This window comes from Sphingomonas sp. IBVSS2, from assembly GCF_002127225.1.
Taxonomy (GTDB): domain Bacteria; phylum Pseudomonadota; class Alphaproteobacteria; order Sphingomonadales; family Sphingomonadaceae; genus Sphingomonas.
Genome location: NZ_NFUR01000004.1, coordinates 135,087 through 157,760, shown reverse-complemented (window position 1 = coordinate 157,760; position 22,674 = coordinate 135,087). Strand labels below are relative to the sequence as shown.

Below are 22,674 nucleotides of genomic sequence, written 5' to 3'. Positions count from 1 at the left end.
ACGATCTGGGGAGATATTGGTGGCAGGCGAACGAACGGGGGACGGCCCCGGTTATATTCCGGCGATCGACGGGCTGCGCGCCATCGCTGTTACCTCGGTGATCCTTTTCCACCTCCGGCCCGGGGCGCTGCCCGGCGGCTTCACCGGCGTGGACATCTTCTTCGTCATTTCGGGCTTCGTGGTGACGGGTTCGCTGCTCGGCCGCACGTTCGCCAGCTTCGGGCAGCTCGCCGCCTGGTTCTATGCGCGGCGCCTGATGCGGATCATGCCGGCGCTGATCGCGATGCTGCTCGCCACGCTGTTCGCCGCACAGCTCTTCATTCCCGATGCCTGGCTGAGCAACAGCCTTGCCCAGGTCGGCCGCTTCGCCTTTCTGGGGCTCAGCAACATCGTGCTGGCGACCGACACCGACAGCTATTTCGGCCCGCAAGCAGCCTATAACCCTTTCACCCACAGCTGGTCGCTCGGCGTGGAGGAACAGTTCTACCTGTTCTTCCCGTTCATCCTCTGGTGGCATCACCAACTGCAGGCCGGCGCCAAGGCGGTGCGGCTGGTGGCCATCCTCTCCGGCCTTTCGCTGCTGCTCTGCGCGGTGCTGGCCCTGTTCGCGAACAAGTTCGCCTTCTATCTGATCTTCCCGCGCTTCTGGGAATTGGGCGCGGGCATGCTGCTCTGCCTGACACGCGCGCGCTGGCAACCCTGGGCCGCGGGAAAGGCCTGGCTGGCGCCGCTGGGGGCGCTGGCGATCGCGGCCGGCTTCGCGTTGCCCGAGGGGCCGTTCTTCCCCTTCCCCGGCGCCCTGCTGCCGGTCCTGGGCACGGCGTTCGTGATCATGGCGATCCTGGGCGGCACGGCGCCCCGCGCGCTGGCCGGCCGACCGATGGTGGCGGTGGGGCTGCTCTCCTATTCGCTCTATCTCTGGCATTGGCCGGTATTCGTGCTGTTCCGCTGGACCGCCGGCCTGCACACGCCGACGCTCCAGCTCGCCGCGCTCGCCATCACGGTGGCGCTGGCGATCCTCTCCTATTTCCTGGTCGAGAAGCCGCTGCGCTCGAGCCGCCGGATGGCCGGCTGGCCGCGCGGGCGCGTCGTCGCGGCGGCGCTGGCCGTGGTGCTGGCCGCCGCGCTCGGCGGCCAGCTGCTGATCGCCGCGCACAACCGCATCACGCTCAGCGTCACGCGCGATCGCTTCGCCTGGTACGCTGAGCCCGGCCGCCCGCTGCCGCTCGACCTTACCGGCTGTACGCCGATCGACGGCGAGGAACGGCTGGCAGGCGGCAAGGTGACGCTATGGACGCCGCGCTGCGCCCGGCCAGGGGGCTTCACACTCTTCGTGCCCGCGGACTCGCACGGCCTCGCCTATGCCCCCGCGCTGCGCCGGCTCGTCGCCGAGACCGGTGCGAGCGTGCGGCTCTATTTCCGGCCCGCCTGCCCCTATCTCAAGCTGATCCTGAGCCACGCCGCGCGCCCGCGCTGTGCCGACTGGTATCAGGCGGTGGAACGCGACATCGTGCGCCGCTCGCGGCCGGGCGACGTGGTGTTCCTGCCCGGGCTGCGCGTCACGCGCCTTGCCAACCAGTTCGAGAAGGATCGCGACCTGGCGGGCCGGCACGACGACAGGGTTTCCGCCGCCGCGCTCGCCGAAGCGCAGGGAATCACGCAACGGCTCGCCGCCAGGAGCGCGCGGCTGGTGCTGGAGGCGCCCAAGCCGGTCTTCCCCAGCCCGATCTTCCGCTGCACCGACTGGTTCAATCGCGCCAACCCTGCCTGCCACGGGCTCACCATCGGGCGCGAGGCGATGCTCCAGCGCCGCGGCGACGTGATGCGCGCGATGCGCGTGCTGGCCGCCGGCCAGCGCAGCACCATCCTCTGGGACCCGTTGCCGATCTTCTGCCCCGGCCCGACCTGCGAGGCGGTGCCGGGTGGCCGCCCGCTCTTCTTCGACGGCGATCATCCGAGCGGGCTCGGCAACGACCTGATCTATGCGGACCTCAAGCGGACGATCCTGGGGGTTCGGTGATGGAGCTCCCCTCCCCCACGAGGGGGAGGAGGGAGGGTGGGTCCTTGCGTGCGGTGCGGCACCGGCACCACAATCGATCGCAGTATAGCCGGGACGCCACCCACCCCTCGATCCCCTCCCCTTGCAGGGAGGGGAGGCATGTTAGGGCACCGTCACCGTGGTCATCGGCACGTTCGCCAGTTCGGGCTGGGCCTTGAGCTGCGGCACGACCGTCTTGAGATCGCCGACCACCACCAGAGTGAGCTTGCCCAGCGGATAGGAAGCCGTCGCCGAGGCCATCATCTGCTCCGGCGTCACCGCCAGCACCGCGGGGACATAGCGTTCCGTCCAGTCGCCCGGCAGGCCGAGCAGGTCGCGAGTCGCCAGCGTGCCGACCACCGCGCCCGAGGTCGAGTTCGAGATCGCGAACAGGCCGGCCATATAGGTGCGGATGCCCTTGGCCTCCTCGGCCGGCACCGGCTCGGTCTGCATCCGGCGGATCTCCTTGAAGACCTCCTTCAGCGAGTCGCCGGTATGCTCGGTGGTCACGTCCGCCTGGAAGGTCCACAGTGCCTGTTCGGGCGTGAATTCCACGTCGGAATCGGGCGAATAGGTATAGCCCTTGTCCTCGCGGATGTTGCGCGTGATCCGCGAGCTGAACGCACCGCCCAGCAGCGCGTTGGTCACGCGCTGGGGAATGTCCGCCTCGGTGCCCGCGCGGTTCGCGTCGAAGCTCAGGCGCAGCGTGGCCTGCGGCGCCGCCGGCCGGTCGACCAGCACGATCCGCGGGCCCGGCTGGTGCGGGCTCTGCAGCACTGCCGGGTCGGGGCCGGCCGCCCAGCCCGCGAACGCCTTGTCGATCGCAGCCTTCACCGCCACCGCGTCGAACCGGCCGGCGACATAGAGATGCGCGCGCTTCGCGCCGAACTGGCCGGCATGGAAGGCCCTTACCTGCGCGATCGTATAGCCCTGGAGCTGCGCCGCGCTCGGGATGATGCGGCCATAGGGATGGTTCGCGCCATAGATGGCGCGGCCCAGCGCCACATCGGCCAGCGTGCCCGGCTGCGACAGCGCGACCGAGAGCTGGCGGCCGAGATTGGCCTTCACCCGGGCGAGCTCGCTCGCCGGCAGCGTCGGCCGGATCGCAACGTCGCTCACCAGCGCGATCGCGGCCGGCGCATGCTCGGAAAGCACGTTCACGCCCACCGTGGTCGACTGCATGCCCGCGCTGACGTTGAGCTGCCCGCCCATGCCCGCGGCGGCGGCGGCGAGATCGGCGGCGGTCTTGCCCGCGGCGCCTTCCTTCATCAGCGCCCCGGTGACTTCGGAGAGCCACACGGCGTCACCCTCGTCGACCGCGCCGGCGCGCACGCGCAGCGACACGACCGCCTTGGGCGCGATGCCATAGGGGATCAGCGTGACCTGCAGCCCGTTGGGCAGCGCATAGGTCTCGGTCGCCGGCAGCCTGAACGGCTTGGGATCCGCGATCGGCGGTGCCGGCGGGAAATTGTCCTGCGCCAGCGCCGGAACGGCGGCGAGCACGGCCGCGAATGCGAAGAGCATGCGCTTCATCACTTGCCTCCCTTGGGCTGGGCGCCGGGCTCGATGACATAGACCGAGCGGTTGGTCTTGCGGAGATATTCCTGGGCTGTCTTCTGGATCAGCGCGGGCGTCACCTTGGCGAAGCCTTCCTCGATCCTGTTCACCGCGGCGGGATCATTGTCGAACAGCGCATAGACGGCGAGCAAGTCGATCAGGCCGACACGGCCGCCCCCGTCGATGGTGCCGTACAGCTCCGAGCGCATCTTGGTGCGCGCGCGCTCCAGCTCCGCGGCGCTGACCGGCGTGGTGCGCAGCGCCTCGATCACCTCGTCCACCGCCTTGGTGATCTGCGCGGCCGAGTGCGTCGTGTCGTGCGTGAAGCTGAAGCTCCACAGCATCGGCCCGCGATAGTTGAACATATTGCCCAGATCGCCGTTGATCCCGCCCGAAAGCTCGCCGGCGATGCCCGTGTCGGAAACGAGCTTCTTGAACAGCCGGCTGTCGTCGCCCTGGAGCAGGATCTGGTCGATCAGCCCCATCGCATACCATTCGGGCGTGCCGCGTGCCGGCACGTGATAGCCCGCGGCATAGCCCGGCTTGGGTGCCAGCGCGTCGACCCGGCTCTTGAACTTCTCGGCGGTCTGGCGTGGCTCGGAAATGTCGGGCTGCGTGACCGGGGCGGCCGAGGGAATGGGCGTGAAATATTTCTCCACCATCGCCCGGGTCGCGGCATAGTCGATGTCGCCGGCGATCACGAGCACGGCGTTGTTCGGCCGGTAGAATTCCTTCGAGAACGCCTGGGCGTCCGGCACCGTCGCTGCCTCGATCTCCTTGAGATCCCCGTAGAAATTATGGCTGTTGTACCAGTTGACGTTCGCCAGCATCGGCAGGTCGATCCACGGCCACGTGCTGTAGGGCTGGTTGAGGACGTTGACCTTCACTTCGTTGCCGACCACGCCCTGCTGGTTCTTCAGCACGACGTCGTCGATCACCGGATTGGCCATGCGGTCGGCCTCGAGCCACAGCATCCGCTCGAGCGCGCCCGAGGGGACGATCTCGAAATAATTGGTGAAGTCGAACCGGGTCGAGCCATTGTTGACGCCACCGGAATTGGTGATCGTCGTGTCGAACACGCCCTTGGGCGCGTGCTTCGATCCCTGGAACATCAGATGCTCGAACAGGTGGGCGAAGCCGGTGCGGTCCTTGGGTTCCACCCGGAAGCCGATGCCGTAATAGACGCCGACCGTCACCGTCGGCGCGATCGTGTCCCGCGTCAGCACCACCCGCAGGCCGTTGGGCAAGGTGAAATATTGCGCGTCGACGTGCAGCTTGTTCGCGGCGGTGGCGCCGGCCTGGGCATGCGCCGCCACCGGGAGCGCCACCGCCGCAAGGGCAAGCGCCAGGCTCAAATGCTTCATCGTTCTGGACCCCCTGGGACTCGGGAACTGTATTGCGAGGTTAGCACGGCATGGGGCGCCGGGCGCAAGAGCCGGATCACCCCGCCAGCCAATGCACCTTCACCACCCAGAAGGACCGCATCGGCTTGCCCTGGGCGTCGAGCGCCGGCTGGAGCCGGGCGCGCCTGGCGACGGCGCGGCACGTGATGTCGGCAAAATCGTCCGGGCTGGTACGGGCCAGGACGAAGCACCCCGCGACCTTGCCTTCGGGATCGACGTCGAGGCGGATCTGCACCAGCCCGTTGTGGCCGCCGGACAGCGCGCCAGGCGGATAGTCGTTCGAACTGAGCCAGCCGCCCGGCGAAGTGATCGCCGATACCGGACGCAGCCCCGCCGCCTGCTGGGCGGCATCATAGCCCCAGCTGGTGACGAGCGCGTCCATGCATTTGCGCATCTCGGCCAGCGGCTTGCCCAGCGAGCCGAACTCGAGCCGTACCGGGCGCTTGCCGCGAATGGCCAGCGTCATGCCGGTGGCGCGCGCTTCCTGCTCGGGCGTGATCCGGGGCACCAGGTCCCCCTTGCCCTTCCGCTCCCAGCCGTCGAGCCGCACGCCGCTGAAGAACATCGCGCGAAGCTTGCCCGCGTCGCCCGAAAGCCCGTCGATCGCCACCGGCTTCTCCGCGATGCCGAAATCGGCCGTGCCCTCTACCTTCACGCCGTCCGTCCGAAAACGGTCGCCATAGACCGAGAGATCGAATACGTCCCCCGGCTCGTAGCGGGTGAACCGAACGATCACGCTCGTCTTGCCCTCCCCCATCTGCGCGGCGAGGTTGCAGGCATCGCGACTATAGTCGACCAGCCATTTGCCGTGGCGCGTGAGCGTCTCCACCGGTTTTTCGCCGGGCCGCCCGGCCGCAAGCGCCGGCGCGCCGGTTCCGGCAAGCGCCAGGCAGAAAAGCAGTGTCCTGATCATCGACATTCCCCCGAATTGCCGGGCGTTGATCTCAGTCGCATGTGTCCGGAGCGTTACGACAACCCGCAACGCCCCGGCGCGGTTCGATCATTTCTCCGCGTTCGCCGACTGGTCGAGCGGCACCACCGGCAGCAGCACGCTGCTCGATTGCGCACCGCCATACATCAGCGTCACCGTCGCCTTCTGATAGTCTTCCGGCTTGGCGAAGAAGATGTTCGGCACGAACTTCTGCGGATTGCGGTCATAGACCGGGAACAGGCTCGACTGGACCTGGACCATGATCCGGTGCCCGGGCTGGAACACATGGTTCACCGTCGGCAGGCGGAACTTGTACTCCTGCACCTTGTTCGCCGGGATCGCCGTGGGATGCTCGAACGAGTCGCGATAACGGCCGCGGAAGATGTCCATCGCGATCGGCAGCTGGAAGCCGCCCATCTCCTTCTTCGTGACGTAATCGTCGGGATAGACGTCGATCACCTTGACCACGAAGTCGCCGTCGGTGCCGGTGGTCTTGGCGAAGATGTCCGCCAGCGGCGCACCCGACACGCGGACCGGCGCGGTGAGCGGCTCGGTCATATAGGTCATCACGTCGGGCCGGCCGTCGACGAAGCGCTGGTCGGTGACGAGATAGGTCGACCAGCGGCCGTCCTGGAAGTTGACCGGGCGCGGCAGATGCGGGACCGGCTTGGCGGGATCGGAGACATAGGAGTCCGAGCCGGCGCCCGGCTTGTCGAAGCCCAGGCCCTCGGCCGGCTTGAGGTAGATCGGCGTCAGCTTGGTGCCGCAGCCGTCGTTACAGGCCAGCGGCCATTTGTTCAGATAGTCCCAGCGATTCTCGCCGGTATTGTAGAAGCTCGCCTTGGCCGGGGTGAACGGCGGCGCGCCGTCCTTGAGATAGGCATTGAAGAACGGCAGCAGGATGTCACGACGAGCCTGGAGCGCGGTATCGCCCTCGAAGGCGAGCTGGCCGAGGGTCGAGCCGTTATAGTTGAAGCCCGAATGGCGCCACGGACCCATCAGCAGGAAGTTCTTGTCGGCCTGAGGGGTCTTCTGGAGCGCTTCCCAGGCATGGATCGCGCCGTACATGTCCTCATGGTCCCAGATGCCCTGTTCCCACAGCGTCGGCACGTTCGAGGGATTCTTCGCCAGCAGCTTGTCGAGCGCCTGTTCCTGCCAGAACTGGTCGTAGGAGACGTGCTGGCTCATCTTGTTCCAGGCGGGCAGCTGGTCATAGCCGAACTGCTTGGCCCAGTCGCCGGCGCTGCCCACGCGGCGGAAGGTGTCGTAATCGTCCCAGTCCGGGCGCGGCGGCGCCTTGCCGGCGCCCTTGTAGCCGGTCTGCGCGCCGATCCAGCCGATGTTCGCCAGGCGGAAAGCGCCGTGGTGGAACCAGTCGTCGCCCATCCAGCCGTCGATCATCGGGCTCTCGGGCGCGGCGACCTTGAGCGCCGGGTGCGGGCCCATCAGCGCCATCACCACGGTGAAACCCTCGTAAGACGAGCCGAGCATGCCGACCTTGCCGTTGGTTTCCGGCACGTTCTTCACCATCCAGTCGATCGAATCATAGGCATCGGTGATGTGATCGACCTTGGTCGGGTTGAGCGGGCCGACCGGCGGGCGGGTGATCACATAGTCGCCCTCCGACTTGTACTTGCCGCGAATGTCCTGGAACACGCGGATATAGCCCGCCTTGACGAACACCTCGTCCCCTTCGGGCAGCGTGTTGATCATCCTGCCGCTTTCGGTGCGGACGACACGGCCGGCGGCGTTGTAGGGCGTGCGGGTGAACAGGATCGGGGCATTCTTCGCGCCCTTCGGGATGATCATCACCGTGTAGAGCTTCACCCCGTCGCGCATCGGGATCATCACTTCGCGCTTGATATAGTCGGCCGGCAGCGCGGGCGGACTGAAATTGGCGGGGATGTCGTTGAAGGCAGGGGCCGGCGCCGGCGCGGGACTTTCCTGCGCCTGGGCGGCGGCAGTGGCGAGGAGGGCGGTTCCGGCGGCGAGCGCGAGCAGCGACTTCTTCATGTGACATCATCTCCCTGAAGGTGGCGTTCGATAGGCCCAAAACCGCATGCATGAAAAGAGCCCGCCCCTCCCTTGCGGGAGAAGCGGGCTCCGATGTCCCCGATATTTCAGGGATCAGGCGTGCTCGGGCTGGCCATAGAGCTCGGCGGCGAGATCGTCGGTCACGTGCGGACGCGACGCGCCGATCGCTCCGATGCCGCCTTCATAGGCCGGGCGGCCGATCCTGAACGCGGCCGCGGTGCGCGCCTCGCTGCCGTCGGGCAGCGTGTAGCGGGCCTCGGCGACGACCACCGGATTGAACATGCGGCCGAGATCGCCCTTGGGCACCGCGAGATGCGCGTCGACACGGGTGCCGTCGCCCGGATCGATCGAGACCGGCGGCACGATCGTCTCGCTGCGGCGCTCGGTGAGCATCCGCTCCATTTCGGTGCCCTCGGATTCGTCGGCGAGCATGAAGCTGGAGATGCGGACGTTGCGCGCCGCGATGTCGCCCGAATTGCCGACGGTCAGCTCGAAATCGACCATCGCCTCCTCCTCGGTGGTCCCGGCGCTCACCGGGCGCAGGCCGAGCTCGATCCACGGGCGATGCGCGACGGGCGCGACCGCATCCGCGACGCCGGCAAGGTCGTCCTTGCTCGCATCGGCGATCTCCGCTTCCTCGACCTGCTCGGCGAGGGCCGGGGCAGCGGCGACGGGCGCGACAACGGGCGGCGCCTCGGCGATCACCGCGGCATCGGGCGCCGCGACCGGCTCGACCACCGGCGCATGGGCCAGCGGCCGGGCATGCGCGGGCTCGACATGCGCGGGCTCGGTGGTGACCGCTTCGTCGTTGCGGCGGCGGCGCGTGAGCAGGAACCCGGCGAGGCCCGCGACCACAAGCGCGAGGCCGCCGAGCAGCCACGGCCAGGCGATGCCGGTGCCGGTGCTCCGCGTCGTGCTGCTGTCGGCCGTCACCGGCGCGGCGGCCTCGGGCGCCGGGGCCGTATCGACCTGGGGCGGCAGCGGCTCGGGCACCGTCCGGACCGGCGGCGACGGCGGCGTCAGCGGGGTTTCGGCGGCCGGCGCCGCCTGGCGGGCCGGCGCGGCTTCGCGCACGGGCACCGGCGCGGCACGGGTGACGGTGGTCCGGGTCGTGGTGGTCCGCGTCGCGGTCGCGCGGCGCTCGGCCGGCGCCGGGGCATCGGCCGCAGCGGCGCCGCGCTGCTGCTCCTCGACCGAGGGAACCGGCTGAACCACCGGGGCCGAGGGCTGCATCACCACCTGGGCTTGGGGTGCCGGCGCAGGCGCGGGCGACGGTGCCGGCGTCGTCATGATCGGCGGCGGCGTCACCTGCTGGGGAGCGTCCTGCGCATGGGCAGAGGTTGCGAAAAGCGCGGCACCGATCAACAGCGCGGCGCGTGGGCGGATGGGGGCGTGTGCTTGCGTCATAACGCAGGTTCAATGAATGGAACCCGGTATTGGCTTCCCCCGCTTGCGCCGAGACGTTTCCCCCGCGCGACGGGACGATCAACTAACCCTTTGTCCAGAAAGGATTTTTACGCACGCACGACTGCGCTAAAAGTTCCAACCCACCCGCGGGGAGGAACCTGACGGAGGAGCGGGCACCGCCCGCCCCTCCGTCATGCCGGGTCGTCAGAAGCGTCCGGTCAATTGCACGCCATAGAAGCGTGGCTCCGCCGGAATGAAGGTCGGATTGCCGAAGCCGCCCCCCGTATTGCCGGCATCGAGCAGATAGCGCTCGTTGGTCGCGTTGCGGATATAGGCCGCGATCTCGTACCGGCGATCGGCGAAGCTGAGGCCGGCCTTTGCGTTGACCAGCATCACGCCATCCTGCGAGATCGCCTCCTTGTTGGGCACCTCGAAATAGATCTTGCTGCGATAGGTCACGCTCGGCGTCGCGAAGACGCGGATGCCCCCGCCGATCTCCGCATCGATGGTGAAGCCGCCCGCCGCCTGGATCTCGGGCTGGAGCCGGAACTTGTTCCCGGCATAGACGCCGTTCGCCTTGGTCTTGTCGATCCCGCCATCGATATAGCCGATATTGCCGAACAGGCTGAACCACGAGACCGGACGCACCAGCAATTCCGCTTCGACGCCGAGATTGCTCGCGCTGCCGGCGCTCTCGGTGACCGGTGATCCGACCGGGCGACCCGAGGGATCGTTCGGATCGGTGACGGTGCGCGAGATCTGGAAGTTCTTGTACTTCTGATAGTAGACGCCGAGCGAGCCCGAGACGATGCCCTTCGACGCCTTGATGCCGCCCTCATAGTTCCAGACCGTTTCCTCCGGAATCACCGAAGGCGTGGCGGCACCCTGGTTCACCGTCGGCGAGCGGCGGCCCTTCGAGATCGTGCCGTACAGGTTTATGCCGTCGCTCAGGCGGTAGAGCAGGTTGAAGCGCGGCAGGAACGCCTGGAAGCTGTCCTGCGTCCAGCGCGTGCCGTTGGTGGTCGTCTGCCCCGGGATCAGCGAGGTGCCCGTCAGCACCGCCTTCGGCGCGACGGCGAAATAGCCCGACTTGCGCTGCTCGATCAGCGCGCGGATGCCCGCGGTCACTTCCAGCTTCGCGGTCGGCATCCAGGTCACTTCGCCGAACATCGAATAGCTGTCGTTGATGCCCTTGTTCCCGAAGATCGAGCGATAGGGGATCACGCTCGCTGCGCCGCCGGTGAGTATGCCGGTCGCCTGCGCCGCCGTGACCGTGCCGTTGGGCGCAACACAACCCAGGTCCTTGATCCTGTTTGTGGCGCACTGGATGAACGTGCCCTCCTCGCTCGAGAACGGCACTTCCTGGCGGCTGTTCTCGTGGAAGACGTTCCAGCCGAAGCTCGTGCGGACATGATCGTCACTATAGGCGAAGCGCGATTCATGGCTGATCTGCGAGCCATAGGCGCCCTCGGCAAACTCGAGATACCAGGCGGCCGAACCATCGGCATCGAAGATCTCGAGCGAGTCGAAGCTGCGATAGCCGTTGACGGTGGTGAAGTTCCAGCCATCGGCGAAATCATAGCTGATCGTCAGGTTGCCGTCATAGACGTGGCGGTTGAGCCCCAGCTTCGCGGCACCCAGCGCGCTCTTCGAGAGCGGCGAGCCCGAGAGATTGGCGTAGCCGAACGGGTTGGCCGGCCCGCGCGCGGTCGGATAGAGCTTCGAGATGAACGGCGTGCCGCTGTTGCGCTGGCGGTCATAGGTGCCGATCAGGTCCACCGTCAGCGCGTCGCTGGGCGTGAAGCGCAGCGAGGCGCGCACGCCGAGCTGGTTCTGGGCATAGAGATCGCCCTGGGTGGCGGAGAGGTTGCGCACATAGCCGTCGCGCTTCTTCCATTCGAAGGCGACGCGGCCGGCGATCACGTCCGAACCCAGGTTGAGATGGCCGCCCAGCTGCCTTTGGTCGAAATTGCCGACGCCGCCGGACAGCTCGCCGGAGAAGCCGGCGCGCGGCCGGGCCGAGACCATGCTGATCGCGCCGACTGCGGAGGCGGTGCCGAACAGCGTCGCCTGCGGCCCCTTGATCACTTCGACGCGGTCGAGGTCGTAGACCGCCTGATAGGCGCCGCGCGACCGCGAGATGTCGATGCCGTTGTAATAGAGCGTGACGCGGGCGGCCTGCTGCGCCGACCCGCTGTCCGAAGTGATGCCGCGGATCACGATGCCGGGATTGTTGGCGCTTTGCTCCTGGATGTTGAGGCCGGGGACATAAGCGGAGAGCTCGTCGAGGTCCGACACGCCGAGTTCCCGCATCCGCGCATTGCTGAGCGCGGAGATGGTGATCGGCACGTCGCTCGCGCGCTGCTCGATCTTCTGCGCGGTGACGACGATCTCGTTGCCGTCGGCCGCTTCCTGCGGCGCCACCGCCGGCCTCTCCTGCGCATGCGCCACGCCCGTAGCCGTCGATGCCAGAAGCGCCGCGAGCAATTTCATCCTGTTGGTCATGGAACCGACCCCCTTCTCTGTTGACCCGAGGGGAGGCCAGTGCGGACCAAATATGAATTCCACGCTGCATCACGGCATCATATTTGTTGCAGTTGCGAAGCACTTTGCGGTCGGCGGGGGCGCCCATCCGGTTTTCCCGCCGGCCATTTGACAGAATCCAACAAGCTACCTATATCCCGCCCTCCACCACGGATCCGGGAAATGATGCGTCGTCGCGCAGCGCATCGGGCGAATTGGGTTCATGGTCTCATAAGACGCTGAAAGCTGCCGAAACCCATAATGGGAGTCGCGCGGCTTTTTCTGCGTCTTTCCGCGCGTCCCGGCCCCGGAAGGGGCACCGAAATCACTGCTGACGAGGCACTATACACCCATGGCAACCAAGGCGATCGAAGGCGGCACGTTCAAGCGCCGCATCCGCAAGGTGTTCGGCGACATCCACGAAGTGGTGCAGATGCCGAACCTGATCGAGGTTCAGCGCGAATCCTACGAGCAGTTCCTCCGCAGCGATCCCTCGGTCGGCTATGTCTCCGGTCTCGAGAAGACCCTGCGCTCGGTCTTCCCGATCCGCGACTTCGCCGGCACCGCCGAGCTCGACTTCGTGAACTACGAGCTCGAGCATCCGAAGTTCGACGTGGAAGAATGCCGCCAGCGCGGCATCACCTATGCGGCGCCGATGCGCGTCACGCTGCGCCTGATCGTGTTCGAGGTGGATCCGGATACGGAAGCCCGTTCGGTGCTCGATATCAAGGAGCAGGACGTCTACATGGGCGACATGCCGCTCATGACCGAGAACGGCACCTTCTTCATCAACGGCACCGAGCGCGTGATCGTGTCGCAGATGCACCGCTCGCCGGGCGTGCTGTTCGACCATGACCGCGGCAAGACCCATGCCTCGGGCAAGTATCTCTTCGCCGCGCGCGTGATCCCGTATCGCGGCTCGTGGCTGGACTTCGAGTTCGACGCGAAGGACATCGTCAACGTCCGCATCGACCGCAAGCGCAAGCTGCCGGTGACGACTTTGCTCTATGCCCTGGGCCTGAACGGCGAGGACATCCTCAACTATTTCTACAACCGCGTGACCTTCGTCCGCGGCCCGAACGGCTGGCAGATTCCGTTCGATCCGGCCAACTGGCGCGGCGCGAAGCCGATGTTCGACATCGTCGACGCCAAGTCGGGCGAAGTGATCTTCCCGGCCGGTCAGAAGATCAGCCCGCGCGCCGCCAACAAGGCGCAGAAGGACGGTCTCGAGACGCTGCTGATCCCGACCGAGGAAGTCTTCGGCCGCTATTCGGCGTTCGACCTGATCAACGAGTCGACCGGCGAAATCTACATCGAGGCCGGTGACGAAGTTTCGGCCGAGAACCTCGAGAAGCTCGACAAGGCCGGCATCGACCGCCTCGAGCTGCTCGACATCGACCATATCTCGACCGGCCCGTGGATCCGCAACACCCTCGCCGCCGACAAGGCCGAGGAGCGTCAGCAGGCGCTGGCCGACATCTACCGCGTCATGCGCCCCGGCGAGCCGCCGACGCTCGAGACCGCGGAATCGCTGTTCGCCGGCCTGTTCTTCGATCCGGAGCGCTACGACCTCTCGGCCGTGGGCCGGGTGAAGCTCAACATGCGCCTCGACCTCGACGCCGAGGACACGGTGACGACGCTGCGCACCGAGGACATCCTCGCCGTGGTGAAGACCCTGGTCGACCTGAAGGACGGCAAGGGCGAAGTCGACGACATCGACAATCTCGGCAACCGCCGCGTCCGCTCGGTGGGCGAGCTGCTCGAGAACCAGTATCGCGTCGGCCTGCTCCGCATGGAGCGCGCCGTGAAGGAGCGCATGTCGTCGGTCGACGTGTCGACCGTGATGCCGAACGACCTGATCAACGCGAAGCCGGCGGTTGCCGCGGTTCGCGAGTTCTTCGGCTCGTCGCAGCTCTCGCAGTTCATGGACCAGACCAACCCGCTCTCCGAAGTGACGCACAAGCGCCGCGTCTCGGCGCTCGGGCCGGGCGGCCTCACCCGCGAGCGCGCGGGCTTCGAGGTCCGCGACGTCCACCCGACCCATTATGGCCGTATCTGCCCGATCGAGACGCCGGAAGGCCCGAACATCGGCCTGATCAACTCGCTGGCGAGCTTCTCGCGCGTCAACAAGTACGGCTTCATCGAGACGCCGTACCGCAAGGTCGTCGACGGCAAGGTGACCAACGAGGTCGTCTATCTCTCGGCGATGGAAGAGGCGAAGCACACGATCGCGCAGGCCTCGGCCGAGGTCGATGGCGATCATCGCTTCACCGAGGAGCTGATCTCGGCCCGCCAGGCCGGCGAATTCCTGATGGCGCTGCCGGAGACGGTGACGCTGATGGACGTGTCGCCGAAGCAGCTCGTCTCGGTCGCCGCCTCGCTCATTCCGTTCCTCGAGAACGACGACGCGAACCGCGCGCTGATGGGCTCGAACATGCAGCGCCAGGCCGTGCCGCTGGTGAAGGCGGAAGCGCCCTTCGTCGGCACCGGCATGGAAGAGACCGTCGCCCGTGATTCGGGCGCCGCGATCGCCGCGCGCCGCGGCGGCGTGGTCGACCAGGTCGACGCCACCCGCATCGTCATCCGCGCGACCGGCGAGGTCTCGGCGGAAGAGAGCGGCGTCGACATCTACACGCTGATGAAGTTCGAGCGCTCGAACCAGTCGACCTGCATCAACCAGCGTCCGCTGGTGAAGGTGGGCGAGACGGTCAACGCCGGCGACATCATCGCCGACGGCCCGTCGACCGAGTTCGGCGAGCTGGCCCTGGGCCGCAACGCGCTCGTCGCGTTCATGCCCTGGAACGGCTACAACTACGAGGACTCGATCCTGATCTCCGAGCGGATCGTGAAGGACGACGTGTTCACGTCGATCCATATCGACGAGTTCGAAGTGATGGCTCGCGACACCAAGCTCGGGCCGGAGGACATCACCCGCGACATCCCGAACGTCGGCGAGGAAGCGCTGCGCAACCTCGACGAGGCGGGCATCGTGTACATCGGCGCCGAGGTCGAGCCGGGCGACATCCTGGTCGGCAAGATCACTCCGAAGGGCGAGAGCCCGATGACGCCGGAGGAAAAGCTCCTCCGCGCCATCTTCGGCGAGAAGGCCTCGGACGTCCGCGACACCTCGCTCCGCCTGCCCCCGGGCGTGTCGGGCACGATCGTCGACGTGCGCGTGTTCAACCGCCATGGCATCGACAAGGACGAGCGCGCGCTGGCGATCGAGCGCGAGGAGATCGAGCGCCTGAAGAAGGACAGCGACGACGAGCGCAACATCCTCAACCGCGCGACTTGGTCGCGTCTGCGCGAGATGCTGCTTGGCCAGGTCGCCACGGCGACGCCGAAGGGCCTGAAGAAGGGCTCCGAGATCGACGCCGACCTGCTCGACAGCGTGGATCGTCACGAATGGTGGAAGTTCGCCGTTCAGGACGACAAGGTCCAGGGCGACCTCGAGGCGGTGAAGGGCCAGTATGACGAGGCCGTGAAGCGCATCAAGGAGAAGTTCGAGGACCGCCGCGAGAAGCTGGAGCGCGGCGACGAACTGCCGCCGGGCGTGCTCAAGATGGTCAAGGTCTTCGTCGCCGTGAAGCGCAAGCTGCAGCCGGGCGACAAGATGGCCGGCCGTCACGGCAACAAGGGCGTCATCTCGCGCATCCTGCCGCAGGAAGACATGCCGTTCCTCGAGGACGGTACGCCGGTCGACCTGGTGCTGAACCCGCTCGGCGTGCCTTCGCGCATGAACGTCGGCCAGATCTTCGAGACGCATCTCGGCTGGGCGGCCCGCAACCTGGGCATGCAGGTGGCGAGGCAGCTCGAGGAATGGCGCGAGAGCAATCCGGACGCGGTGGCGGGCGAGATGCCCGATGCCGTCAAGGATCGCCTCAAGACGGTCTATGGCGATCACTATGCCGCCGAGATCGAGGCACGCAGCCCCGAGCAGGTGGCCGAGCTGATCCAGAACGTCCGCACGGGCATTCCGATGGGCACTCCGGTGTTCGACGGCGCGCGTGAGGCGGACGTCTCGGACATGCTGGAGCTGGCGGGCCTCGACAGCTCGGGCCAGTCGACGCTGTTCGACGGCCGTACGGGCGACGCGTTCGACCGCAAGGTGACCGTGGGCATCATCTACATGCTGAAGCTCCACCACCTCGTGGACGACAAGATCCACGCGCGTTCGATCGGGCCCTACTCGCTCGTCACCCAGCAGCCGCTGGGCGGCAAGGCGCAGTTCGGCGGCCAGCGCTTCGGCGAAATGGAGGTCTGGGCCCTGCAGGCGTATGGCGCTGCCTACACGCTGCAGGAGATGCTGACGGTGAAGTCGGACGACGTGGTCGGCCGCACCAAGGTCTACGAAGCGATCGTCAAGGGCGACGACACCTTCGAGGCCGGCATCCCCGAGAGCTTCAACGTGCTCGTCAAGGAAATGCGCTCGCTCGGCCTCAACGTCGAGCTCAAGGCGATCGACGAGGCCTCCGAGGAAGACGGCCTGGCCGAGGCGGCGGAATAGCGGGACCCCAGAGCGCTGCAATCGCATTGCAGCGCTCTCCCCTCCCCGCCCAGAAGATTTGACCCTCCAGAGGGACGACAAAAATGAACGAACTTACCAACTTCGCGAACCCGCTCGCCAAGCCGGAGACCTTCGACCAGATCCAGATCGGGATCGCGTCGCCGGACCGTATCCGCAGCTGGTCGTTCGGCGAGATCAAGAAGCCCGAGACGATCAACTACCGCACGTTCAAGCCCGAGCGTGACGGCCTGTTCTGCGCGCGCATCTTCGGTCCGATCAAGGATTACGAGTGCCTGTGCGGCAAGTACAAGCGCATGAAGTACAAGGGCATCGTCTGCGAGAAGTGCGGTGTCGAAGTCACCGTCTCGAAGGTCCGCCGTGAGCGCATGGGCCATATCGAGCTCGCCGCCCCGGTCGCGCACATCTGGTTCCTGAAGTCGCTGCCGTCGCGCATCGGCCTGCTGCTCGACATGCAGCTGAAGCAGCTCGAGCGCGTCCTGTACTTCGAGAGCTACATCGTCACCGAGCCGGGCCTCACCCCGCTCGAGAAGTTCCAGCTCCTCACCGAGGACGAGCTGCTCGACGCGCAGGATGAATATGGCGAAGACGCGTTCTCGGCCGGCATCGGCGCCGAGGCGGTCAAGATCATGCTCATGGATCTCGACCTGGAAGGCGAGCGCAAGGAGCTCCTCGAGGAGCTGGCGGTCACCAAGTCGGAGCTGAAGCCGAAGAAGATCATCAAGCGCCTGAAGGTCGTCGAGAGCTTCATCGATTCGGGCAACCGCCCCGAGTGGATGATCCTCGACGTCGTTCCGGTCATCCCGCCCGAGCTGCGCCCGCTGGTGCCGCTGGACGGCGGCCGCTTCGCGACCTCGGATCTCAACGATCTGTATCGCCGCGTGATCAACCGCAACAACCGCCTGAAGCGCCTGATGGAGCTGCGTGCGCCGGACATCATCGTCCGCAACGAAAAGCGCATGCTGCAGGAAGCCGTCGACGCATTGTTCGACAACGGCCGCCGCGGCCGCACCATCACCGGTGCGAACAAGCGTCCGCTCAAGTCGCTGTCCGACATGCTCAAGGGCAAGCAGGGCCGCTTCCGCCAGAACCTGCTCGGCAAGCGCGTCGACTATTCGGGCCGCTCGGTCATCGTGACCGGCCCGGAGCTCAAGCTGCACCAGTGCGGCCTGCCCAAGAAGATGGCGCTCGAGCTGTTCAAGCCGTTCATCTACGCCCGCCTGGACGCCAAGGGTCTCTCGATGACCCTGAAGCAGGCCAAGAAGTGGGTCGAGAAGGAGCGCAAGGAAGTCTGGGACATCCTGGACGAAGTGATCCGCGAGCACCCGGTTCTGCTGAACCGCGCGCCGACGCTCCACCGTCTGGGCATCCAGGCGTTCGAGCCGGTGCTGATCGAGGGCAAGGCGATCCAGCTGCACCCGCTGGTCTGCTCGGCCTTCAACGCCGACTTCGACGGTGACCAGATGGCCGTCCACGTTCCGCTGAGCCTCGAGGCCCAGCTGGAAGCGCGCGTCCTGATGATGTCGACCAACAACATCCTGTCGCCCGCGAACGGCAAGCCGATCATCGTGCCGTCGCAGGACATGGTGCTGGGTCTCTATTACCTGTCGATGCTCAAGGAAGGCGAGCCGGGCGAAGGCATGCTGCTGGGCGACATGGCCGAAGTGCACCAGGCACTCGAGGCCGGCGCCGTCACCCTGCACACCAAGGTGATCAGCCGCGTCCCGCAGACCGACGAAGAGGGCAACCAGTACCTCAAGCGCTTCGAGACCACCCCGGGCCGCATGCTGCTCGGCGAGTGCCTCCCGAAGAGCCACAAGGTGCCGTTCGACACCGTCAACCGCCTTCTCACCAAGAAGGATGTGGGCGACGTGATCGACGAGGTCTATCGTCACACCGGCCAGAAGGAGACCGTGCTGTTCGCCGACGCGATCATGGCGCTCGGCTTCCGTCACGCGTTCCGCGCGGGCATCTCGTTCGGCAAGGACGACATGATCATCCCGCAGCAGAAGGAAGCGATGGTCGACGAGACCCGCGCCCTGGTGAAGGACTATGAGCAGCAATATCAGGACGGCCTGATCACGCAGCAGGAGAAGTACAACAAGGTGATCGACGCCTGGAGCCGTTGCGGCGACCAGGTGGCGGCGGCCATGATGGACGAGATCAAGGCAGTGAAGCGCTACGAGGACGGCCCCAATGCCGGCCGCGAGAAGCCGATCAACGCGATCTACATGATGGCCCATTCGGGCGCCCGCGGTTCGCAGGCGCAGATCAAGCAGCTTGCCGGCATGCGCGGCCTGATGGCCAAGCCGTCGGGCGAGATCATCGAGACGCCGATCATCTCGAACTTCAAGGAAGGCCTGACCGTCCTTGAATACTTCAACTCCACCCACGGCGCCCGCAAGGGCCTGGCGGACACGGCGCTCAAGACGGCGAACTCGGGCTACCTGACCCGCCGCCTGGTCGACGTGTCGCAGGACTGCGTGATCATGGAGCTGGACTGCGGCACCGAGCGGGCGCTGGAAATGCGCGCGATCGTGCAGGGCGGCTCGACCATCGCGTCGCTCGGCGAGCGTATTCTCGGTCGTACGACCGCGGAAGACGTGGTCGACGCCAAGACCGGCGAAGTCGTCATCCCGACGGGCACACTGCTCGACGAGGCGGCGGTCGCGAAGATCGAGGCGCTGAACATCCCGGGCATGAAGATCCGCTCGCCGCTGGTCTGCGAAGCCAAGATCGGCGTCTGCGGCAAGTGCTATGGCCGTGACCTTGCCCGCGGCACCCCGGTGAACATCGGCGAAGCCGTCGGCGTCATCGCGGCGCAGTCGATCGGCGAGCCGGGCACGCAGCTGACGATGCGTACCTTCCACATCGGCGGCGCGGCGCAGCTCAACGAGCAGTCGAACCTCGAAGCCCCCGTGGACGGCAAGGTCGAGTTCCGCGACGTTCGCGTGATCGAAGACCAGCGCAGCCGCCGCGTGGTGCTCAGCCGTTCGGCCGAGCTGGCGATCCTGGACATGGACGGGCGCGAGCTCGCCGTGCACAAGATCCCGTACGGCGCGTACGTGATGTTCGACGACGGCCACATCGTCTCGAAGGGCGATCGCATGGCCGAATGGGATCCGTTCACCATGCCGGTGATCACGGAAACCGGCGGCGTCGTGAAGTATCAGGACCTGCTCGAGGGCAAGACGCTCACCGAGCAGACCGACGAAGCGACCGGCATCGCCCAGCGCGTCGTCACCGAGTATCGCGTCGCCAGCAAGTCGAAGGAGGACCTGCGTCCCCGCCTGACCCTGACCGGCGACAACGCCGCCGAGGCCGCCCGCTACATGCTGGCCCCCGGCGCGGTGCTCTCGGTCGAGGACGGCGCGACGGTCCAGGCCGGCGACGTGCTCGCCCGTGTGGCCCGCGAAAGCGCGAAGACCCGCGACATCACCGGCGGTCTGCCGCGCGTCGCCGAGCTCTTCGAGGCGCGCAAGCCCAAGGAGAACGCGATCATCGCCAAGGTCTCCGGCCGTGTCGTGTTCGGCAAGGACTACAAGGCCAAGCGCAAGATCGGCATCATGCCGGACGATGGCGGCGAGGTCGTGGAGTATCTGGTTCCGAAGTCGAAGGTGATCGACGTCCAGGAAGGCGACTACGTCAAGCGTGGCGACAACCTGATCGGCGGCTCGCCGGATCCGCACGACATTCTCGAGGTGCTCGGCATCGAGCCGCTCGCGGAATATCTCGTGTCGGAAATCCAGGAAGTCTATCGACTGCAAGGCGTTAAGATCAACGACAAGCACATCGAGGTGATCGTTCGCCAGATGCTGCAGAAGGTCGAGATCACCGACGCCGGCGACACCACCCTGCTCCCCGGCGAGCAGGTGGATCGTTCGGAGATGGACGAGACCAACGAGAAGCTGGCTCCGGGTCAGGCCCCCGCACAGGGCAAGCCGATCCTGCTCGGCATCACCAAGGCGTCGCTGCAGACCCGCAGCTTCATCTCGGCGGCGTCGTTCCAGGAGACCACCCGCGTCCTCACCGAGGCGGCGGTCCAGGGCAAGCAGGACACGCTGATCGGCCTCAAGGAGAATGTGATCGTCGGCCGCCTCATCCCCGCCGGCACCGGCGCGGGCATGAACCGCCTGCGTGTCGCCGCTTCGAGCCGCGACGCCGCCCTTCGCGTCCAGCAGCGTGCGCTGCAGAACGCGCTGGTGGCGCCGAACTCGGCCGCGGAGGAGCATGCCGCCGAGCTCGCCCGCTCGGTGCGTGACTCGGAAGGCACCGGCAGCGATCCGCTCGCTTCGGTCGTGCCCTCGGGCCACGGCACCGATGCGGATGCCGGCGAGTATCTGAACGAAGGCGAATGAGCGCCTTTGTCGGACGCTCCCAGCGCTGACTAGAAACACCGCCGTCCGGGCAACCGGGCGGCGGTTTTCTTTTGCGAACATGGTAGGTCGTCGTCGCCGGGCGCCGGCCGCCGACACGGAAAAGCCGCCGTCCGGCATCCCGGACGGCGGCTTCTTTCTTGCGCGGCCCGCCCGGCGAGCGGGTGCCCGGTCCGGCGGCGGGCTATTTCGCCGCCGTCGCCTCGCCCGGCGCCAGGAACTTGATCGCAGTGCCGGTGGCGTTGGTCTTGCCCCAGCTGAGCGCGCTCACGTGCGAATCGCCGTATTTGGCGTTGATCACCGCATCGGCGCCCATCTTCTCCGCGCGCTCCCAGAGCTCGCGATAGATCTTGGTCTGCGATGCCTCCTTGCTGAAGATCGTCGCCTTGCGAACGCCGGCCTTCACTTCGCCGAGCACCTTGTAGGGGCGATCGGGGATGTCCGTGGCGAAGACCGGCACGCCAACGTCCTCATTGACGACGACATAGTGCTTCTCGGCCTTGCCCTTGCTCTTGTCTTGCGCCGAAACCAGCGACGGCGATGCCACCAGAACAGCAACGGCGGCAAGCGCCGCGAGACGCGTGAATTTCATGACTTCCCCCCTTTAGTAACCCGAATCCCATTCGGGCAAAGCGAACCTGCCCCAAGTCCCGGTATTCGACAAGCGCTTGCCAAATGCTTTGGCAAAAGGGATATTCCCCGAAGGGGGACTTGTCATGATCTTGAGCCTGATGGCCTTTACGGGGCTATGCATTGTCGTGCAGGACGTTCCGGCAGCGGCGGCCGTGCCGGTGCCGGCGGCCGCGGCAGCACCGGCGCCGTCGCTGGTGACGCTGCCGCGCGACACACCGGTCGAACTGATCGCGACGCGCGAAGTCAGCACGGCGGACGCGAAGCCGGGCACGCCGATCAAGCTTCAGGTTCGTCGCGCCGTGCTGATCGGCGACCGGGCAGTGATCCCGGCAGGCACGCAGGCCTGGGGCGAGGTGGTGACGGCAACCGACGCCGGCGGGCTGGGCAAGTCGGGCAAGATGACGGCCCGGCTGAAGCATATCCAGCTCGGCGACGTGGCGATCCCGATCGACGGCGAGATCAGCAGCAAGGGCCGCACCGGCTCGGTGGCCGGCGCGATGCTCACGGGCGGACTGGTGGGCCTGTTTCATCGCGGCAACAACGCCAAGATCAAGGCCGGCGAGATCGTCAGCAGCTTCGTCACCGAGGATATCGTCCTCGATTTCTCCGGCACCGCCGTGAAGCGCGTGCCGACGGCCGAAACCGTCGCGACGCCGCCCGCGCCGGTGGCAGGCACATGATGGTCGCCGCGCTCCTGCTGCTCGGAGCCGCGCCTCTCGCCCCGTGCGAACGAGACCTGGTGCTGGCCGAGGGCACGACGATCCTGCTGCGCACTGCCGAGCGCCTGTCGAGCAAGCACGCCGCGACGGGTGACATGGTGGCGCTCACCGTGGCCGAGGACGTGAAGATCGACGGGCTTGTCGCAATTCCGGCAGCCACGCCCGCCAGGGGGCAACTCACCGAGGCCAGCGGCACGGGCGGGCTCGGCGCTGCGGGCCGGTTGACGCTCCGCCCCCTCTATCTGCAGCTGGGGGAGACGGTCGTCCGGCTCGACGGGCAATCGCAGCGCAATGGCAGCCTCCCCGTGGCGACGGCGGTGGGCATGGCCACGGTGAGCGGATTGTTCGGCGGGCGCACCGCGGAGATTCCGAGCGGCTCGCCGCTGGAATCGGCGGTCCGGCGCACCGTTACGCTGCATGTCACGCTGCGCGACGGCTGCTGAGCCGACGCATCGGGAGCCCCGGGCAAATTTTTTTCGCCCCCCTGTCGATTTCCCCGAGCCTCGTTCGTCGTCAGGATAGGAAGCG

General features: G+C 66.8%; 12 protein-coding genes. 5 read left to right on the top strand and 7 right to left on the bottom strand.

The window, feature by feature from the left end:
- The first annotated feature begins 19 nt into the window (after positions 1 to 19).
- Positions 20 to 2,020, top strand: coding sequence for an acyltransferase family protein (locus CAP40_RS14455; RefSeq protein WP_179188191.1), 2,001 nt, complete (start codon positions 20 to 22; stop codon positions 2,018 to 2,020).
- Positions 2,021 to 2,161: 141 nt separating this feature from the next.
- Here the strand turns inward: CAP40_RS14455 and CAP40_RS14450 are convergent, their stop codons facing one another.
- From CAP40_RS14450 to CAP40_RS14425, 6 genes are all read right to left on the bottom strand, one after another.
- A complete protein-coding gene (locus tag CAP40_RS14450) occupies positions 2,162 to 3,571 on the bottom strand; it encodes a pitrilysin family protein (RefSeq protein ID WP_086130243.1) in 1,410 nt (469 codons plus the stop codon).
- Positions 3,571 to 4,959: a pitrilysin family protein gene (locus CAP40_RS14445; protein ID WP_086130242.1), complete on the bottom strand. Its 1,389-nt coding sequence runs from the start codon at positions 4,957 to 4,959 to the stop codon at positions 3,571 to 3,573. Before CAP40_RS14445 ends, CAP40_RS14450 begins: the two co-directional genes overlap by 1 nt.
- Before the next feature lie 76 nt (positions 4,960 to 5,035).
- The gene (locus tag CAP40_RS14440; protein ID WP_179188190.1) at positions 5,036 to 5,911 is read right to left on the bottom strand and encodes a TonB family protein; all 876 of its coding nucleotides are present in this window, start codon (positions 5,909 to 5,911) and stop codon (positions 5,036 to 5,038) included.
- Positions 5,912 to 5,998: 87 nt separating this feature from the next.
- Positions 5,999 to 7,942: a CocE/NonD family hydrolase gene (locus tag CAP40_RS14435; RefSeq protein ID WP_086130240.1), complete on the bottom strand. Its 1,944-nt coding sequence runs from the start codon at positions 7,940 to 7,942 to the stop codon at positions 5,999 to 6,001.
- 114 nt (positions 7,943 to 8,056) lie between these two features.
- Positions 8,057 to 9,370 carry a hypothetical protein gene (locus CAP40_RS14430; RefSeq protein ID WP_144034369.1) on the bottom strand — a complete coding sequence of 438 codons (1,314 nt, stop codon included), beginning with the start codon at positions 9,368 to 9,370 and terminating at the stop codon, positions 8,057 to 8,059.
- Between the two features lie 204 nt (positions 9,371 to 9,574).
- Complete coding sequence (locus CAP40_RS14425) at positions 9,575 to 11,875, bottom strand: TonB-dependent receptor (RefSeq protein ID WP_256924232.1); 2,301 nt, start codon at positions 11,873 to 11,875, stop codon at positions 9,575 to 9,577.
- Positions 11,876 to 12,245: 370 nt separating this feature from the next.
- Here CAP40_RS14425 and rpoB point away from each other — a divergent pair, with 370 nt between their 5' ends.
- Both rpoB and rpoC read left to right on the top strand, forming a co-directional pair.
- On the top strand, positions 12,246 to 16,400 hold the full coding sequence (gene rpoB / locus CAP40_RS14420) for a DNA-directed RNA polymerase subunit beta (RefSeq protein WP_086130237.1): 4,155 nt from the start codon (positions 12,246 to 12,248) through the stop codon (positions 16,398 to 16,400).
- Between the two features lie 83 nt (positions 16,401 to 16,483).
- Positions 16,484 to 20,776: a DNA-directed RNA polymerase subunit beta' gene (gene rpoC / locus CAP40_RS14415; RefSeq protein WP_086130236.1), complete on the top strand. Its 4,293-nt coding sequence runs from the start codon at positions 16,484 to 16,486 to the stop codon at positions 20,774 to 20,776.
- Positions 20,777 to 20,978: 202 nt separating this feature from the next.
- Here the strand turns inward: rpoC and CAP40_RS14410 are convergent, their stop codons facing one another.
- Positions 20,979 to 21,386, bottom strand: coding sequence for a heavy metal-binding domain-containing protein (locus CAP40_RS14410; RefSeq protein ID WP_086130235.1), 408 nt, complete (start codon positions 21,384 to 21,386; stop codon positions 20,979 to 20,981).
- Between the two features lie 124 nt (positions 21,387 to 21,510).
- Between CAP40_RS14410 and CAP40_RS14405 the strand changes: the two genes are divergently transcribed.
- Together CAP40_RS14405 and CAP40_RS14400 are read left to right on the top strand one after the other, a co-directional pair.
- Positions 21,511 to 22,107: a hypothetical protein gene (locus CAP40_RS14405; protein ID WP_086130234.1), complete on the top strand. Its 597-nt coding sequence runs from the start codon at positions 21,511 to 21,513 to the stop codon at positions 22,105 to 22,107.
- Positions 22,107 to 22,589, top strand: a complete 483-nt coding sequence (locus tag CAP40_RS14400) for a hypothetical protein (protein WP_144034368.1) — start codon at positions 22,107 to 22,109, stop codon at positions 22,587 to 22,589. Before CAP40_RS14405 ends, CAP40_RS14400 begins: the two co-directional genes overlap by 1 nt.
- Positions 22,590 to 22,674 lie beyond the last annotated feature (85 nt).

Bases quoted from the DNA above. Each gene is read 5' to 3' on its own strand.
- CAP40_RS14450 (WP_086130243.1), bottom strand. From the start codon at position 3,571: ATGAAGCGCATGCTCTTCGCATTCGCGGCCGTGCTCGCCGCCGTTCCG.
- CAP40_RS14445 (WP_086130242.1), bottom strand. From the start codon at position 4,959: ATGAAGCATTTGAGCCTGGCGCTTGCCCTTGCGGCGGTGGCGCTCCCG.
- CAP40_RS14440 (WP_179188190.1), bottom strand. From the start codon at position 5,911: ATGATCAGGACACTGCTTTTCTGCCTGGCGCTTGCCGGAACCGGCGCG.
- CAP40_RS14435 (WP_086130240.1), bottom strand. From the start codon at position 7,942: ATGAAGAAGTCGCTGCTCGCGCTCGCCGCCGGAACCGCCCTCCTCGCC.
- CAP40_RS14430 (WP_144034369.1), bottom strand. From the start codon at position 9,370: ATGACGCAAGCACACGCCCCCATCCGCCCACGCGCCGCGCTGTTGATC.
- CAP40_RS14425 (WP_256924232.1), bottom strand. From the start codon at position 11,875: ATGACCAACAGGATGAAATTGCTCGCGGCGCTTCTGGCATCGACGGCT.
- rpoB (WP_086130237.1), top strand. From the start codon at position 12,246: ATGGCAACCAAGGCGATCGAAGGCGGCACGTTCAAGCGCCGCATCCGC.
- rpoC (WP_086130236.1), top strand. From the start codon at position 16,484: ATGAACGAACTTACCAACTTCGCGAACCCGCTCGCCAAGCCGGAGACC.
- CAP40_RS14410 (WP_086130235.1), bottom strand. From the start codon at position 21,386: ATGAAATTCACGCGTCTCGCGGCGCTTGCCGCCGTTGCTGTTCTGGTG.
- CAP40_RS14405 (WP_086130234.1), top strand. From the start codon at position 21,511: ATGATCTTGAGCCTGATGGCCTTTACGGGGCTATGCATTGTCGTGCAG.
- CAP40_RS14400 (WP_144034368.1), top strand. From the start codon at position 22,107: ATGGTCGCCGCGCTCCTGCTGCTCGGAGCCGCGCCTCTCGCCCCGTGC.